The sequence below is a fragment of the Nocardia sp. NPDC101769 genome, from assembly GCF_044766925.1.
Lineage (GTDB): Bacteria > Actinomycetota > Actinomycetes > Mycobacteriales > Mycobacteriaceae > Nocardia.
In genome coordinates this window covers 269,207-285,986 of record NZ_JBIWMX010000006.1, presented here as the reverse complement: position 1 = coordinate 285,986, position 16,780 = coordinate 269,207, and the positions used below count along the sequence as shown (strand labels likewise).

15 protein-coding genes are annotated in these 16,780 nt (G+C 68.0%); 12 read left to right on the top strand and 3 right to left on the bottom strand.

Translation table 11 applies throughout. The annotated features are described in order from the left end of the window. Window positions 1-231: 231 nt before the first annotated feature. The gene (locus ACIRRA_RS13660) at window positions 232-864 is read right to left on the bottom strand and encodes a TMEM175 family protein (RefSeq protein WP_402767138.1); all 633 of its coding nucleotides are present in this window, start codon (window positions 862-864) and stop codon (window positions 232-234) included. 140 nt (window positions 865-1,004) lie between these two features. Here ACIRRA_RS13660 and ACIRRA_RS13655 point away from each other — a divergent pair, with 140 nt between their 5' ends. The 12 genes from ACIRRA_RS13655 to ACIRRA_RS13600 all read left to right on the top strand — a co-directional run bounded on the left by ACIRRA_RS13655 (window position 1,005) and on the right by ACIRRA_RS13600 (window position 15,146). Beyond that, window positions 1,005-1,994 carry a zinc-binding dehydrogenase gene (locus ACIRRA_RS13655; protein WP_402767136.1) on the top strand — a complete coding sequence of 330 codons (990 nt, stop codon included), beginning with the start codon at window positions 1,005-1,007 and terminating at the stop codon, window positions 1,992-1,994. 80 nt (window positions 1,995-2,074) lie between these two features. Further along, on the top strand, window positions 2,075-2,806 hold the full coding sequence (locus tag ACIRRA_RS13650; protein ID WP_402767134.1) for a hypothetical protein: 732 nt from the start codon (window positions 2,075-2,077) through the stop codon (window positions 2,804-2,806). Between the two features lie 100 nt (window positions 2,807-2,906). After that, window positions 2,907-3,491, top strand: coding sequence for a TetR/AcrR family transcriptional regulator (locus ACIRRA_RS13645; protein WP_402767132.1), 585 nt, complete (start codon window positions 2,907-2,909; stop codon window positions 3,489-3,491). Further along, window positions 3,488-4,915 (top strand): MFS transporter, encoded by a 1,428-nt coding sequence (locus ACIRRA_RS13640; protein ID WP_402767131.1) that lies wholly within the window; start codon window positions 3,488-3,490, stop codon window positions 4,913-4,915. The genes ACIRRA_RS13645 and ACIRRA_RS13640 overlap by 4 nt, the downstream gene beginning before the upstream one ends. A gap of 390 nt (window positions 4,916-5,305) precedes the next feature. Next, window positions 5,306-6,223, top strand: coding sequence for a DMT family transporter (locus ACIRRA_RS13635; protein WP_402767129.1), 918 nt, complete (start codon window positions 5,306-5,308; stop codon window positions 6,221-6,223). Window positions 6,224-6,473: 250 nt separating this feature from the next. Further along, window positions 6,474-7,850 (top strand): MFS transporter, encoded by a 1,377-nt coding sequence (locus ACIRRA_RS13630; protein WP_402767127.1) that lies wholly within the window; start codon window positions 6,474-6,476, stop codon window positions 7,848-7,850. Beyond that, entirely contained in the window at window positions 7,840-8,259 is a 420-nt protein-coding gene (locus ACIRRA_RS13625; protein WP_402767125.1) for a MarR family winged helix-turn-helix transcriptional regulator, read from the top strand. Before ACIRRA_RS13630 ends, ACIRRA_RS13625 begins: the two co-directional genes overlap by 11 nt. Before the next feature lie 37 nt (window positions 8,260-8,296). After that, window positions 8,297-9,088 (top strand): N-acetylmuramoyl-L-alanine amidase, encoded by a 792-nt coding sequence (locus ACIRRA_RS13620; protein ID WP_402767123.1) that lies wholly within the window; start codon window positions 8,297-8,299, stop codon window positions 9,086-9,088. A gap of 213 nt (window positions 9,089-9,301) precedes the next feature. Then, on the top strand, window positions 9,302-11,167 hold the full coding sequence (locus tag ACIRRA_RS13615; RefSeq protein WP_402767182.1) for an amino acid transporter: 1,866 nt from the start codon (window positions 9,302-9,304) through the stop codon (window positions 11,165-11,167). 174 nt (window positions 11,168-11,341) lie between these two features. Beyond that, the gene (locus ACIRRA_RS13610; protein ID WP_402767121.1) at window positions 11,342-12,247 is read left to right on the top strand and encodes a metal-dependent hydrolase; all 906 of its coding nucleotides are present in this window, start codon (window positions 11,342-11,344) and stop codon (window positions 12,245-12,247) included. Beyond that, a complete protein-coding gene (locus ACIRRA_RS13605; protein ID WP_402767119.1) occupies window positions 12,244-13,353 on the top strand; it encodes a PDR/VanB family oxidoreductase in 1,110 nt (369 codons plus the stop codon). The genes ACIRRA_RS13610 and ACIRRA_RS13605 overlap by 4 nt, the downstream gene beginning before the upstream one ends. A 26-nt stretch (window positions 13,354-13,379) precedes the next feature. Further along, entirely contained in the window at window positions 13,380-15,146 is a 1,767-nt protein-coding gene (locus ACIRRA_RS13600) for an SDR family oxidoreductase (protein WP_402767118.1), read from the top strand. Between the two features lie 35 nt (window positions 15,147-15,181). Here ACIRRA_RS13600 and ACIRRA_RS13595 read toward each other — a convergent pair whose 3' ends face one another. Continuing rightward, the gene (locus ACIRRA_RS13595) at window positions 15,182-15,346 is read right to left on the bottom strand and encodes a hypothetical protein (protein WP_402767117.1); all 165 of its coding nucleotides are present in this window, start codon (window positions 15,344-15,346) and stop codon (window positions 15,182-15,184) included. Between the two features lie 230 nt (window positions 15,347-15,576). Further along, window positions 15,577-16,623, bottom strand: a complete 1,047-nt coding sequence (locus ACIRRA_RS13590) for a TerC/Alx family metal homeostasis membrane protein (RefSeq protein WP_402767115.1) — start codon at window positions 16,621-16,623, stop codon at window positions 15,577-15,579. Window positions 16,624-16,780: the final 157 nt, after the last annotated feature.

Genomic DNA, 16,780 nt, shown 5'->3' with positions numbered 1-16,780 from the left:
CCCGCCCGGCGGATTCACTGATTCCGACACGCTCCGCACTTCCGTACCGATGTCCACCAGGGCGAGTGCCCCGATACCCCCAACCGCACCCGCGTGCGGGATCCGTGCCAAATGCCCGGACCGGCAAGCGGATTCGGATCTGCCGGACGCAGCATAAGCGCACCGGGCGGGCCGCGCCACCCGAGCGAGAACCCCCTGGCAATCACGAGTCCCGGTGAGCGGGACGACGGTTCAGACGCGGGCGAAGACCTGCGGGCGCGTACTCAGGTACCCGTAGCCCAGCACCGCCACCAGATAGAGCAGCAGCGCCGCCGCGGGCAGCACCAGCCCGATGGCCGCGATCAGGTCGAAGCCCACGAACCCGATCACCGCCTGCAGGCTCTCCCGCCGCGCGTACTCGGCATCGTAGCCGGGTTCGAACAGATCGGGGTTGCGGCGCAGGGCAATCCACATCACGAACCAGGCCGCCGCCTGCGCCGCACCCACCACGCCGTAGAAGGCGGTCGCCACCTTGGCGTTCCAGCCCCCGTCCTCCAGATGATGGGCCAGCACGGTGGTCGGGAACGGCAGGAACGCTACCGTCAGGAGCAACAGCAGATTGCCGCAGTGCAGCAGCCCGTCCATCCGCCGAACTCGGCCGAAGAAGCGGTGATGGCACAGCCAGATCACGCCGATGGTGAGAAACGATCCGCCATAGGCGAGGTAGCTCGGCCACAGCCCGGTCAGCTCATGCCACAGCGAGCCGTCATCGGTCTCCGGGATGCGAATCTCGAGCACGAGCAGGGTGATCGCGATGGCCATGACGCCATCGCTGAAGGCTTCCACGCGGGTGGTGTCGGAAAGCCGTGATTCGGGGTACTGCATGCGGTCATTATCGAGTGCGGGGGAATCACCCGTGGTTCGCCCAGAGCGGAATCGCGGCCCGCCCACTTGACCTCAACATAAGTCGAGGTTCAATCCTGGAGTCATCGACACCCCGTCGAAAGCGAAAGGGAGGCAACGAGATGCGTGTAGTGCAGGCCGAGGAGTTCGGTGGACCCGACGTGCTGACCGTGCGGCAGGTCGCGGATCCGGTCGCCGGTCCGGGCGAAGTGGTGGTGCGGGTCGCGGCCGCCGACGTCATGTTCCTGGACACGACGATGCGCAGCGGCTGGGCGCGCGAATTCTTCCCCGTCGAACCTCCGTTCGTGCCCGGCGGCGCGGTCACGGGGACGGTCGAATCGGTCGGGCCCGACGTGGACCCCGCGTGGGTCGGCAAGCGGGTCGCCACCCCGACGGCGGCCAGCGGCATCGGCGGTGGCCTGCCCGTCGGCGGTTATGCCGAACTGGCCCTGGCCAAGGCCGGCACCCTGGCCGTCATCCCGGACGAACTGAGCTTCGAGCAGGCCGCCGCCCTCGTGCACGACGGACGCACCGTGCTCGCGGTCGCCGACCGCGCCGCGATCCAGCCGGATCAGTGGGTGCTGATCACCGCCGCCGCGGGTGGTCTGGGCACCCTGCTCATCCAGCTGGCCCGCGCGGCCGGTGCACAGGTCATCGCCGCCGCGCGCGGGGAGGCGAAACTCGCTCTGGCGCAACGGCTCGGCGCGCACGAGGTGGTCGACTACTCGAAACCCGGCTGGGCCGAGCAGGTCCAGGAACGGACCGGCGGCGTGCAGGTGGTCCTCGACGGCGCGGGCGGCGATATCGGCCGCGCGGCCCTGGCCGCCACCGCTCCCGGCGGTCTGCTCATCGCCTACGGCAACTCGGCCGGCGGCTTCGCCGCGATCGGCGCGGAATCCGCTGCCGCCCAGGGCATCACCATCGTGTCCCTGTTCGAGGTCGCGACCCCCGAGACCGACTGGCTCACCCTCCACGACCGCGCCCAGGCCGAGGTCGCCGCCGGTCGCCTCGAGGTCGTCATCGGCCAGACCTTCCCCCTCGATCAGGCCGCAGCCGCGCACACCGCCATCGGCTCCCGCGCCGCCGTCGGCCGGACCATCCTCACGGTCTGAGAGTCATCGGCGTGTCGTGAACCCCCGCCCGGCTTCGGAGCGCAAGGTGGCATCGGGCGGAACGCGACGCGGAGGTGGTGATGGGTACGAGAGCCGGTGCGGTCGCGGCCGTGGTGGCGGGGGTCTGGATGGCCGTGGTGGGCGCCGCGTGCGCACAGCCGGGCTTCGACCCGGGAATCCCGCAGTACCTCCACGTTCCGCCGCGCACCGCGCTCTCGGTGCGCACGCTGGCGCCGGGCGCGGGCTGGGGCACCGACAACGAGACCGAGGAGCGCGGGGCCCTGTCCATCGCCAAGCTGTTCATGGCGGATTTCGCTCTGCGGCACGGCGACGGCTCGGCCGAGGATCGTGAGCTGGGCGAGCGCATGGTCCGCAAGTCCGACGACGCGGCCGCCGACCGGATCGCGGCGAAATATCCGTATGCCATCGACGCGATCGCCCAGGAGTACGGCCTGCGCGCCACCCACGGCGCCGGCGGCTGGGCACTGTCGACCACCAGCGTCGCCGACGTGGCCGACTTCCTGGCCGCGAAACTTCGCGACGAACCCGACAGCCCGATCCTGGCCTGGATGGAACAGCCCAGCGAGCGGGCGGCCGACGGCACCCGCCAGGACTGGGGCACCGCGCGACTGCCGCAGGTGTACGGAACCAAGTGGGGCTGGTCCGATGTCGGCGCTCCGGAAGTGGCATCGGTGTCCTTCGGCCCCGGATTCACCGTCGCGGCCCACACCTACGGCACCCCCGACCAGCAGACCGAGGATGTGCTCGGCGTGTTGTCTGCCGTGACGGCCCCGGTGACTGCCAAACGCTGACCACCCCTGCCGAGGCGCGACCGGGATGTCGACCGCGCCCGCGGAGGCGTAGTTCATAGTTACTAGTTAGTGGTTAGTAACTAGTGATAGGTTCGCCGCCATGAAGTCATCGTCGGTCGAGCGAATGTCGGGACAGCAGCGGCGCGAGCAACTGCTGGAGTTGGCGGCGGAGGAGTTCGCCAGGGCCGGGTTGCATGGCACCTCGACAGAAGCCCTCGCCCGGCGCGCCGGGATAACCCAGACCTATGTGTTCCGTCTGTTCGGGTCGAAGAAGGCGTTGTTCGTCGAGGTTGTGCGACGGGCATTCGATCGGCTCATCGACGGCATGGACCAAGCGGCGGAACAGAACTCGGGGCGGGACGCGCTCGAGGCGATGGGTGAGTTCTACGACCGCGCACTGACCGACCGGACCGCGCTGCTGGTGCAGTTGCAGGCGTTCGCCGCCTGCGGAGATCCAGAAGTGCGCGAGGTGGTGCGCGAAGAGATGGACCGGATGTGGACCGTCACCGCGGAGCGCACCGGACTGCCGCCGGTCGCGGTGAAGACCTTCTTGGCCTACGGCATGTTGCTCAATTCCTCCGCCGCGCTCCAGACCGATGAGGTGGACGCGGACTGGGCGCGTGGCCTCCGGACCCGCATCCGGGCCGGACTGTTCGATCACCTGACCGAGGAGAACAACCAATGAGCTCCACCACCACATCCGAGGTCGATCGCGTCGGCGGCCGGGGCAGCACCGCGCTGGTTGCGTCGCTGCTGTTCATCGCGTTGGTGGTGGCGGCCATCGGCAGCCTGGGTGCCCCGCTGATCACCGCGGTCGCTCAGGACTACCGGGTGTCGCTGAGCGCCTCGCAATGGACACTGACGGTCACCCTGCTGTCCGGGGCGGTGGCTACCCCGTTGCTCGGGCGGCTCGGCTCGGGCCGCCGACGGCGGTCGGTGATCCTGGCCACGTTGGCTGTCGTGGTGGCAGGCAGCGCGGCCACCGTGGTGCCCGCACCGTTCGCCGTGCTGCTGGTCGGCCGCGCCGCACAGGGGGTCGGGCTGGGACTGACGGCGTTGATGATGGCCATTGCTCGCCAATATCTCGGCGAACGCGCCCCTTCCACGATCGCGATGCTGTCGGTGGCCTCGACGGTCGGCGTCGGGGTCGGCTATCCGGTGGCAGGACTGTTGACTCAGATCGGCGGGGTCCGGGCCGCCTACCTGCTCGGGCTGATCGTCGCGACAGCGGCACTGATCACGGCGGTCGTGGCGGTGCCGAAGGACGCGCCGGATGCGCCACGCGAGGGGGTGATGGATTGGCCGGGTGCCGCACTCTTGTCGGTCGGTTTGGTCGCGGTGCTGGTGGTCACCAGTGAAACGAGCCTGTGGACCAGTGACCCGGTCATCGCCACGATGATCCTGTCCGCGGGCATCGCGGTGCTGGCGGGCTGGGTGGCCGTGGAACGTCGGGCGCGGCGGCCCCTGGTGGACCTGCGTGCGCTGCGGCACCCGGAGGTCGCCACCGCGAACCTCATCATGGGCGTGTCCGGCGTCGCCATGTATCTGCTGTTCACCCTGATCACCCGCTATGTGCAGACGCCATCCCAGGCCGGCTACGGTTATGCGCTGACCTCGTTCGAGGCAGGTCTGGTGCTGGTTCCGTTCTCCGCGTTGGGATTCCTTGCGGGTCGCCTGGTCCCGCAGCTGAGCCGCCGCATCGGCCCCTTCCCGTTGCTGGCCGTCAGCGGCGCTGTGGTGGCCGGGGCTTGTCTGCTCTTCGCGGCCACCCGGACCTTCGGGGTTGCCTGTCCCATCGTCGCGATGGGCGTGCTCGGCCTAGGGGTCGGTTCGTTCTCCGCCGCGATGCCCCAAGCCATCCTCGCCGTAACTCCCAGCGAGGAAACCGCTGCCGCGATGAGTATCAACCAGGTTGTCCGCTCCGTCGGGTTCTCCATCGGTAGTGCGCTCAGCGGTCTGATGCTCGCCACCTACACCTCGGATGGATCCTTCGCTCCTTCCGAAACCGGCTACACGACGACTTCGTGGATCGGCGTGGCCGTCGCAGCGTCCAGCATCGCGCTCGCTGTCGGTATCAAGTCCACCCGCCGACACGATCACGCTCGCTGAAACACACACGGTTTGTGGCGCAGCCTCGGCCTCGACCGTGGTGATCGGGTCGACGCGGTCATCACCTGTTCTGTGAAGCGGGATCGTAAATGATTGGCAGAGCGAGCAATTCGGTCAACTGCGCGTCTGCGGGGTGTCATCGGCGCGGTGTTGCATGTGGCGGTGGCGTTGACCCGCCCGCGCGGTCGAGCTCGCCGATCCACGCCTGAGGCCGCCCCGGCCGCACCGGACCTCGGCGGGTCATCGCCGAATACCGCTGAGCCAAGAAATCCGACCGGTAGGCTCGCAAGGTCGATCACTTCGCATCTGGCTGTGTGGCGGAACATTTGCCGCTGATCGGGTTGGTGGAAGACCGGGTTCGTCGATGACTCCGGAGGAACCGTGCTCGGTGTGGTGCTCGCGTCGACCATGTGGGGTTTGTCGTCGGTTTTCATGAAGGTGGCGCTGCCGGGGATGCCGCCGTTCGGAATCGCGTTCATTCGCGTGCTGCTTTCCGGATTGGTCCTGACACCGGCCGCGCTGCTGCGCGCCCGCGGCCGGACCGCGCCCGGAGTACCCGTGCCCGGCGGGCGTGAGCGCATACATCTGGCGGTGCTGGCCGTGACCACCGTGGCGTTGCCGTTCTGCCTGACCGCCTGGGCGCAGCAGCACGTCGAAGCCTCCCTGTCGGCCGTGCTGCACGCGACGGTTCCACTGTGGACCCTCGGCTTCGCGGTCCTCTTGCTGGGGCACCGCCCCGGCGGGCGGCAGCTCGGGGCCGTCGCGATCGGATTGATCGGCGTCGCCGTGCTGGCGGGACTGGGCTCGCACGACCTGACCGGCTGCTCGTGGGCCGGATGCCTGGCCGTGCTCGCCGCGTCGGCGTGCTACGGATTCGGCTGGACCTACATGCGCCGCAACCTGTCTCACCGGCAGCCGCTCTACATCGCGGCCGTCATCCAGGTCAGCGCGCTCCTGGTGCTGCTACCACTGGCGGCCGTCACCACCGACACCGGCCGCGTCGAGCTGACGCCGGTGCGCATCGCGAGCCTGCTCGCCCTGGGCGTGATCAGCACCGCCGGATCCGAACTGCTGAACTACCGCAATGTCGCCCGGCTGGGCCCCACCACCGCGGCGCTGACCGCGTACCTGATCCCGGTCGTCGGCGTGTCCGCGGGCATCTGCATCCTCCGCGAGCCATTGACGGCACGGTTGCTGATCGGTGCGGCGATCGTGCTCGGATCCGTGGGACTCGCGGTGCAGCGACGTGACGATCGGGAGAAGCCGCCGGACCGTCACGGCCGCCCGAAACCCGCATGGGCAGAATAGAATTCAGCTCAAATACCGGCGCGGAGCATTGGAGCGCGTGGCGGGTGGTCAACCGCCGGCCGACTCTCCGGGAAGAACTCCGCAGCATGGCACATACCGGTAATCGAACCAGATCGCCGTGTTCATGGCTCCGGCTTCGCGGGTGACAACAACGGTCCGTATGTGACAACCAAAACCTGTCGTCACATGTGATCTGTGCCATCGCTGTGGTCCCTTGCGCCCGAAACGGTTGTGTATTCACAATCATTGTGTGCTTACAACTGTCGAGGAGCTGGGCTCGCGCCGGAAGACGATCATCCTGATCACCTGCTGTTTGAGCTTGCTGATCTCGTCCATGGACGCGACCATCGTGAATGTCGCCATCCCCACCATCCGCCACGACCTGGGCGCGCCGCTGTCGCGGCTGCAGTGGATCGTCGACGTGTACACGCTCACCCTCGCCAGCCTGCTCATGCTGTCCGGTGCGGCCGCCGACCGGTTCGGGCGCAAGCGCGTGTTCCGCATCGGGCTGTTCACCTTCGCGCTCGGTTCGCTGCTGTGCAGCATCGCGCCCACCATCGAGGTCCTCATCGGCGCGCGGTTCGTGCAGGCCGTCGGCGGTTCCATGCTGAATCCCGTTGCCATGTCGATCATTACGACCACCTTCACCGGCCGGGTGGAGCGGGCCCGGGCGGTCGGCGTGTGGGGCGCGGTGGTCGGCATCTCGACGGCATTGGGGCCCATGGTCGGTGGCGTGCTCATCGACAGCCTGGGCTGGCAGTCGGTGTTCTGGATCAACCTGCCCATCGTGGCGGTCGCGCTGACGCTCACCACCGTCTATGTGCCGGAATCGAAGTCGGCCAAGCCGCGCGGCATGGATCCGATCGGGCAGGCGCTGGCGATCGTGGTGCTGTTCACCCTCGTGTACGGCCTGATCGAACGCGAGCCCGCGATCTTCGTGGCGTCCGCCCTGGCGCTGGCCGGATTCGTGTGGCACGAGGCGCGGCACCCGTCGCCGTTCATCGACCTGCGCTTCTTCCGCAGCTTCCCGTTCTCCTCTGCCACCGTCATCGCGGTCTGCTCGTTCGCCGCACTGGGCGCGTTCCTGTTCGACATGTCGCTGTACCTGCAAGGGACCCGGCACTTCTCGGCCGTGCACACCGGTCTGCTGTACCTGCCGATGGCGCTGGGCATGTTGTTCTTCTCGCCACTGTCGGGGCGCTTGGTGGGCCGCTACGGCACCCGTCCGTCGCTGCTGGCCTCCGGTGCGCTGATGGCGGTGGCGGCGATCGGCCTCACCCTGCTGCACCCGGACACCTCGATCTGGCAGCTGGTCATCACCTTCGCGCTGTTCGGGATCGGCTTCGGCATGGTGAACGCGCCCATCACCACCACCGCGGTGAGCGGCATGCCGCTCGATCGCGCGGGCGCGGCGGCCGCGGTGGCGTCCACCAGCCGCCAGGTCGGCGTGAGTCTCGGTGTGGCACTGTGTGGTGCGCTCACGGGCGCGGGATTGTGGTGGACCATCGCTGGTTTCGCCGTCGCGGTCACCGCGCTGGGCGTGGCCGCCAATACCGACTGGGCGTACCGTTCGCGAGATCGTGTCGCCCCCCTGCTCGAACAGAAGGTCCCCGCTCATGCCGGATGACACGCCCACGACCGATGAGGTCTGGCGGCAGCTCACTCACCTGGTGATGGACACCCGCGACACCTGGAAGCGCGCGGTGGTGGAGCGAACCGGCATGCCGTTCAGCCGGATTCGCATCCTGCGTCGGTTGCTGCCGGGCCCGCTCACCGCCAAGGAGCTGGCGCGGGAGGCCACCATGGACGCCCCCGCCACCACGGTCGCGGTCAACGATCTCGAGGAGCGCGGCCTGGTGATCCGCGAGATCGACCCGACCAATCGGCGCTGCAAGCTCATCTCGCTCACCCGCGCGGGCCAGGAGGTGGTGGCCGAGGCCCTCGCCACGCCGGACCCGGCGCCCGCAGAATTGGCCGCCCTGACCCCCGCCGACCTGCGCACACTCCACGAACTCCTACGCAAACTCGAACACTGACTTACCCGTTCGTGATTCAACCGTTATCGTTTGTCCCGTGCGACACCGAACCTGGAAGTCCCTCGCGGCCCTCTGCGGCGCCCTGCTGATCGCGGGCACCGGCCAGAGCCTCGCCGCCGCACCGGTTTCGGGGTCGCTCGCGCGCCCGGTGCCGGAAGCTCCTGCCCGCCCGTTGTTTCCGATCGCCGGCCAGACCGTGGTCCTCGATCCCGGGCACAACGGCGGCGGTGCGGCCCACGCCGACGAGATCAATGCCCAGGTGCCCGACGGCCGCGGCGGCATGAAGCCCTGCAACACCACCGGGACCAGCGCCGACGACGGCTACACCGAGCACGAATTCAATTGGGATGTGGCCCAGCGCGTCCGCGACCTGCTCAGCGCCCGCGGCTACCAGGTGGTCATGAGCCGCGACAGCGACACCGGCGTCGGCCCGTGCGTGAACGACCGCGGCACCCTCGGCAATCGGGTCGGCGCGGCGGCCGTGGTCTCCATCCACGCCGACGGCGCGCCCGCGGGCGCCCACGGCTTCCACGTCGCCTACTCCTCGCCCGCGCTGAACGACGCCCAGTCCGGGCCGTCGGTGCAGCTGGCCACCACCCTGCGCGACACCATGGTCGGCGCGGGCTTCACCACCTCGACCTATGTCGGCTCGGACGGGCTGAACCCGCGGGCCGATCTGGCCGGGCTGAATTTCTCCGAGCGCCCGACCGCCCTCATCGAGTGCGGAAACATGCGAGATCCCGGCGACGCCGCGGTCATCGAATCACCGGATGGTCGCGCCCGATTCGCGCAGGCCATCGTCACTGCCATCGCGGCCTATCTGGGCTAGCACACCGGACGGAACGGCTAATGGCGCGGGCATTGTCTGCGCCCGGTTTGCCGTGAGTACATTCGTCACGTCATTTACGGAATATTTCGGGAAACCGGACGAACAGGGTTCCGGGAGGACTCCTTGACCACGACCGACGTACAGCAGCGTTCGCGTTTCGCGAACTGGCTACTGGAAGACGCCGGGGAGCATTACTCGCAGATCCCGGGCCCGATGGCCAAGAAGGCCCCCAAGGAACATCAGCATTCCTGGTGGAAGGTGATGTGCCTGACCGGTGTCGACTACTTCTCGACACTCGGCTACCAGCCCGGCATTGCGGCGCTTGCCGCGGGCGTGCTGTCCCCGCTGGCGACCATTGTGCTGGTCGCGCTCACCCTGCTGGGCGCGCTGCCGGTCTACCGCCGGGTGGCCAGGGAGAGTCATGACGGCGGCGGCTCCATCGCCATGTTCGCCAAGTTCATGCCGAACTGGTGGGGCAAGATCTCCATCCTGGTGCTGCTGGGCTTCGCGGCCACCGACTTCACCATCACCATGACGCTGTCGGCGGCGGACGGTGCGGCGCACATCGTCGAGAACCCGTATGTGCCGACGTTCCTGCAGAACCAGAACATGACCATCACGCTGGTCCTGCTGGCGCTGCTGGCGGCGGTGTTCCTCAAGGGGTTCAGTGAGGCCATCGGCATCGCGGTCGGGCTGGTCGGCGCGTATCTGGCGCTGAATCTGGTTGTCGCCGTGGTCGGCATCGCGAAGGTGCTGCAGGCCCCGCACCTGGTGACCGATTGGTCGCATCTGCTGACGGCCAAGCACGGCAATATCTTCGCCATGATCGGCGTGGCACTGCTGGTCTTCCCGAAGCTGGCGCTGGGTCTGTCCGGGTTCGAGACCGGTGTCGCGGTCATGCCGCAGATCAAGGGCAATCCGGCCGATTCCAAGGAATACCCGCGCACCCGCATCAACGGCACACGCAAGCTGCTGACGACCGCCGCGATCATCATGAGCGCGTTCCTCATCGTCACCAGCTTCATCACCACCATCCTCATTCCGGAGAAGGAGTTCGAGGAGGGCGGGCAGGCCAACGGGCGCGCGCTGGCCTACCTGGCCCACGAGTACCTGGGCAATGCGTTCGGCACCGTCTACGACGTCAGCACCATCGCCATCCTGTGGTTCGCGGGCGCGTCGGCCATGGCCGGTCTGCTCAATCTGGTGCCGCGCTACCTGCCGCGCTTCGGCATGGCCCCGGAGTGGGCGCGTCAGATCCGGCCGCTGACCCTGGTTTTCGCCTTGGTCTCGTTCGGCATCACCTGGTATTTCGACGCCAATGTCGACGCGCAGGGTGCGGCGTACGCGACCGGTGTGTTGGTGCTGATCACCTCCGCGGCCGTGGCCGTGACCATTTCGGCCTGGCGTAAGAAGCAGCACACGCGCGTGCTGGGCTTCGGCCTGGTGTCGGTGATCTTCGTGTACACCACGATCGACAACATCATCGAGAAGCCGGCCGGTCTGCATCTGGCCATCCTGTTCGTGGTGGCGATCATGGTGGTGTCGTTCGCCTCGCGTGTTCGCCGCGCCTTCGAGCTGCGGGCCGTCGAGGTGATCTTCGACGAGAAGGCCTGTCAGATGATCGACCAGCTGGCCGAGCGCGGTGAGATCCGCATCGTCACCCACGACATCACCGACGGGCGATCGCCGGAGGAGTACGCGGAGAAGGAAGCCGACCAGCGCCGCGAGAGCCACATCCCCGAGGACGAGCCGATCCTGTTCCTCGAGGTCATCGTGAAGGACCCGTCGGAGTTCAGCACCGAACTGCATGTGACCGAGGTGGACGTGGAGGACTACCACATCCTCACCGTTGAGGCCGCGGCCGTGCCGAACTGCATCGCGTCGATTCTGATCGCGATCCGCGACCGCACCGGCGAGTGCCCGCACGTGTATTTCGAATGGACCGAGGGCAATCCGCTCACGAACCTGGTGCGTTTCATGTTCTTCGGTGAGGGCGAGGTGGCGCCGGTGACCCGGGAGATCCTGCGCCGCGCCATCCCGCGCCGCTCCCAGCGTCCCCACGTCCACGTCGACAGCTAGCTCCGCACGAGGGAGCTCTCACTGCGGGGAATCGGACGAATTTCCGTAGTGAGAGCTCCCTTGTCGTTTCGTACAGGGGAGGGCTCGCAAGTTTAGGTGTAACTCAGGGTTTCATGCATGCGTAGAATATTGCTACGCTCACGCAGCAAACGTGATACGAGACCAGGAGTACCGATGAAGCTACTTCCGAAGCTGGGCCGCCGACCGGTGACCGAACCCGGAGAGGTAGCCCTGCATGCCCGGAATGTGCAGTTCGATTGGTCGCGGACCGAGCCGGTCTGGATGAAGAAGGAACCGATCGCCTCGCACGTCCTCAATGCCCTGAGCATGCTGCTGCCCGAAGGCGAGCGCATGTTCCTGGTGACCTTCGGCGAAGCCCTGGAACTGGTCAAGGACGAGAAGCTGCGCGAGGCCATGATCGGCTTCATCGGACAGGAGTCCATGCATGCCGAGAGCCACAACGGTGCACTCGAAGCGGTGCTCGCGGCCCACGGCATCGATGTCGAACCGTACGTGCGGCAGGCGGAATTCCTGTTCCGCAAGACCCTGGGCCCGCGGGAGCTGGCCTCCGCGGCGGCGCAGCAGCAGCAACTCGTGGAGCGGCTCGGCGTCATCGCCGCGCTCGAGCACTTCTTCGCGTTCCTCGGCGACTGGGTGATCAATGCAGACCTCGAGCAGTTCGACGCCGACCCGCAGATGCTGGATCTGTTCCGCTGGCACGGGGCCGAAGAGGTCGAGCACCGCATGGTCGCGCACGAGGTGGCCGAGTACTTCGAGGTCGGCTACGTGCGCCGCGGCGCGCTCATGCTGATCGTCTTCCCGATCTTCATCGCGCTGCTGCTGCGCGGCAGCAAGTTCCTGGTGCACGCCGATCCGTCGCTGCCCAATCATCGCTATCCGATGCTGATCGCGCGGATCTTCGCGGCCATGTGGCGCGGTTCACTGCCCGGGATTCCGTCGCTGCTGGTGAGCGCGCTGTCCACGTACAAGCCGGGCTACAACCCGGAGGGCGTCGGCTCGACCGCGCAGGCGGTGGCCTACCTGGCGCAGTCCCCGGCTGCCCGGGCGCTGGCGTCGTGAGCGCGATCCGTCCCGTCCCGGTCGCGCCGCCGCAGGATCTGTTCGGCAAGCGCCGCGCCGATCGCACCACACGGGTGCTGGACTTCATCGCCGAAAGCCGTTTGCGCTGGAGTACGTTCGTGAACCGGCACGAGCCGGACGTGCGCGTCGACCCCTGGCGGATTCCGCTCGTCGTGGCCGAGCGCCGGGTCGAGGCGCACGACACCGATGTGATCAGCCTGCTGATGACGGCACCCGACGGGCGTGCGCTGCCCGAGTGGCGGCCGGGCGCGCACCTGGATCTCGAATTGCCCTCGGGGAAGGTGCGGCAGTACTCGCTGTGCGGCGACCCGGCCGACCGGCACGCGTATCGCGTTGCGGTGCGGCGCATTCCGGACGGTAACGGCGGCTCGCTCGAGGTGCACGAGGAGATGGCGGTCGGTACCCCGGTCACCGTGCGGGGGCCGCGCAATGCCTTCCCGTTCGTACTGCCGGGGTACGGATCCTCCGCTGCGCGAGTGCATTTCGTGGCGGGCGGCATCGGGATCACGCCGATCCTGCCGATGATCCGGATGGCCGACCGGCTGGGTGCGGAGTGGAGCATGGTGTACGCCGGGCGGTCCCGCGGCACCATTCCGTTCCTGTCGGAGGTGGAGTCCTTCGGTTCGCGGGTGACCGTGCGCACCGATGACGAGCACGGCATTCCCACGGCCGCCGAGCTGCTGCCGGGCGTCGGTCCCGACACCTCCGTCTACTGCTGCGGGCCGGTCGTGATGACTCAGCTCATCGCCGACGCCGTGCGCGAAATGCCCGGCGTGGAACTGTATTCCGAGCGTTTCTCGCCGCCGCCCGTGGTGAACGGCACCGCCTTCCAGGTGGAGCTGGCTCGCACCGGCGAGGTCCTCGACGTGCCCGCCGACAAGTCGGTGCTCGAGGAAGTGCTGAAGGCCCGTCCGGACTCGTCGTATTCGTGCCGGCAGGGCTTCTGCCGCACCTGTGTGGTGCGGGTGCGCTCCGGTGAGGTCGATCATCGCGACACCGTGCTCACCGACGCCGAGCGCGCGGCCGGCGACATGCTCATCTGTGTATCCCGTTGCGGCGGGGACCGTTTGGTACTCGACATCTAGCGCCGTCTCTCAACGAGGAGAAGATCGTGACCGATCACCCCATCGTCATCCCCGCCGCCGAACGCCTGGTGCGCAGCGGTGAATTCGACATCGCCGTCTACGAATACGGTGAGTCCTCGGCAGAAACCATTGTGTTGGTGCACGGCTGGCCCGACGACAACCATCTGTGGGACCGGGTGGTGCCGCTGCTGGCCGACCGCTTCCACGTGGTCACCTACGACACCCGCGGGCACGGTCGCTCCACCCGCACCGACCGCATCGAGGACTACCGGCTCGAGCACTTCGCGGCCGATTTCTTCGCCGTCGCCGACGCGGTGAGTCCCGTTGCGCCCGTGCACATCCTGGCCCACGACTGGGGTTCGGTGGAGATGTGGGAGGCCGTCTGCGAGCCGCAGGCCGCCGGGCGGGTAGCCTCGTTCACCTCGGTGTCCGGACCCAATCTGGACCACCTGGGCGCGTGGGTGCGGTCGAGCCTGTCGCGCGGCAAGGTGTGGGGGCCGTTCACCCAGCTGCTGTCCTCGGCCTACACCGGGCTGTTCATGACGCCGGGCGTGCCGCGGGTGGTGCTCAAGCCGCTGGGCACCGAGAAGATGTGGTCGCGCTTCGTGGGGCTGATGAACGAGACCTCGCCGGCCAACATCAAGCTCGGACCCGAGTTCCGTCGCGACTTCTTCGATGGCATGCGCATCTACCGCGCCAATATCCTGCAGCGCCTGGGCGATCCGCGGGAACGCCGCACCGACGTGCCGGTGCAGCTGATCATCGCGCGCCGCGATGTCGCGGTGCGGCCGGCCGGCTACGACGACACCAAGGACTGGGCGCCCAACCTGTACCGTCGCGAGGTCGGCGGCGGGCACTGGCTGCCGTTCTCCCACCCGGAGCTGCTGGCCACCTCCACCGTCGAACTCATCGACTCGCTGCGGACGGGGGAGACCCCGCGGGCGCTGCGGCGCGCCGAGGTCGGCCGGGAGCAGCGCACCTTCGAGAACCAGCTGCTGGTGATCACCGGCGGCGGCAGCGGCATCGGGCGCGAGACCGCGCTGGCGTTCGCGCGGCGCGGGGCCGAGGTGGTGCTCTCCGACATCAATCTGGACTCGGCCAAGGAGACCGCGGAACTCATTGCGCGCGAGGGCGGTACGGCCAACGCCTACCAGCTGGACGTGTCGTCGGAGGCGGCTGTCACCGAGCACGCGGCGGCCGTCATCGCCGCCCACGGGGTGCCGGACATCCTGATCAACAATGCCGGAGTCGGCGCGGCGGGCGACTTCTTCGAAACCCCCGCAGCCGAATTCGACCGCGTGCTGAACATCAACCTGCACGGTGTCATCAACGGCTGCCGCGCCTTCGGCAAGGCCATGGCCGATCGCGGCCTCGGCGGCCACATCGTCAACCTCTCCTCCATGGCCGCCTACACCCCCCAGCGTGGCTTCGCCGCCTACTCCACCTCCAAGTCCGCGGTCTTCATGTTCTCCGACTGCCTGCGCGCCGAACTGGCGGGCAACGGGATCGGTGTTCATACCATCTGCCCCGGCATCGTGCACACCAATATCGTTGCCACCACCCGATTCTCGGGTGTCTCCGCCGAGGAGGAGGCCGCCAAGCAGCAGCGCTACGACAAGCTCTACGCCGCACGCCGCTACGGCCCGGAGAAGGTCGCCGCCCAGATCGTCAAGGCCGTCGAGCAGGGCCGCGACGTCGTCCCGGTCACCCCCGAGGCCTGGCTCCAGTACCGCTTCAACCGCTTCGCCCCGGCCGTCGCCCGCTTCTTCGCGGCGCGAGTGAAGCTGACGTAGCGAGTACCCACCGCCGCGGGGGCTCACATCGGCGGTCAGCCCGCCCGTAGCGCCTCCTCGATGGAGTGGATCCGCTCCAATGGGATTCCCCACGGATGGTCCACTCCCACAACGGTGTCCAGGTCCCAGAGCACGCACTTCTCGCCCGGTCGCGCCACGAACGACCACGCGACCACCGTGCGTCCCAACTGTTCCGCCATCGGGTCACCCGAACCCGTGCCCTCGCCGTCGGGGAGTGATGCAGAAACCGGCCATACGCGCACGGACAGGTCTTCAACGCCGCCTCCGGAAGTTCCAGCGCGTCCACGGCACGATCGACCTGCTCGAGCCGAGGGGGCCGGAACGGTGCAGCAGCATGGGTTCACGCTACGTCGATGCCGGCGCGGTTCGTGAGTGCTATTCGCCGGTTCCCGCGCAGCTGCCGCGCGGTTCACTGCACGTCGACCGCGGTCTCCTGGGACTGGCCCTGGTCGCCGCGGGTGGCGCGGAGGCTGGTGAAGGTCACTGTCGCGAGCACCACCACGATCACCAGTAGTGAGGCGGCCGTTGGGATCTGGGGGACGCCGCTCCAGATGCCGTGCGCCCAGTGCAGGACCAGCTTCACGCCGATGAAGGCGAGGATGGCGGCCAGGCCGTAGGCCAGGTGCACCAGGCGGGAGAGGGCGGCGTGCAGGACGAAATACAGTGCGCGCAAACCGAGTAGCGCGAAGGCATTGGTGGCGAACACCAGGAACGGGTCTCCGGTGACGCCGTACACCGCGGGCACCGAGTCGACGGCGAAGATCACGTCGGTGGCCATGACCGAGCCGACCACCAGCGCCAGCGGGGTGAGGGCGCGGCGGAACCTACCGGGCTGGGCGGGATCCGCCTCGCGGACCACCATCTTGGTGCCGCGGTAATCGTCGGTGACGGGCCAGATGCGGCGCAGCAGGCGCACCGACTTCATATTCGCGACATCGAGTTCCTGCGCGTGCCCGCCGGCCGCGTCGGCCAGCAGCTTCACCGCCGTCACGAGCAGGATCATGCCGAACAGCAGAAACGCCCAGTCCAGGGTGGCCAGGGCAGCCGCACCGAGGGCGATGAAGATGCCGCGCAGCACCAGCGCGCCCGCGATGCCGTACAGCAGCACCCGCTGTGCCAACGCCGCCGGGACCGCGAAGGCGGACAGCAGCAGCATGAAGATGAACAGGTTGTCCACCGACAGTGACTTCTCCAGCAGGTAGCCGGTGAAGAACTCCACCGCAGAGGTGCCGCTGTTGTTGAACCACAGGAACACGCCGAAGGCGATGGGCAGGGCGATGTAGAAGACGGTCCAGGCGATGGCCTCGCGCATGGACACCTCGTGCGGGCGGCGGGTGAGCGCGAAGTCGAGGATCAGCAGCGCCAGCACCGCGGCGATCGTCCCGCCCCACAGCCAGGGCGTACCAACACTGTGGATGGTGGCGGAACTCGCGAGAACGGACAGGGTAGGACTCATTGGACCTCCTCGGGCAGGGTAAACCAGCCGAGGTCTCCTTCACCTGCGTCTTCGAATGCCACAGCCGCAGGCAACCATCCGGGGGACGCGTCGGTGCGGCCCGTACTGACCGGAGTGATTCTTGGGAAGTACTCCCCTCAAGTCACGCAGGATAGTC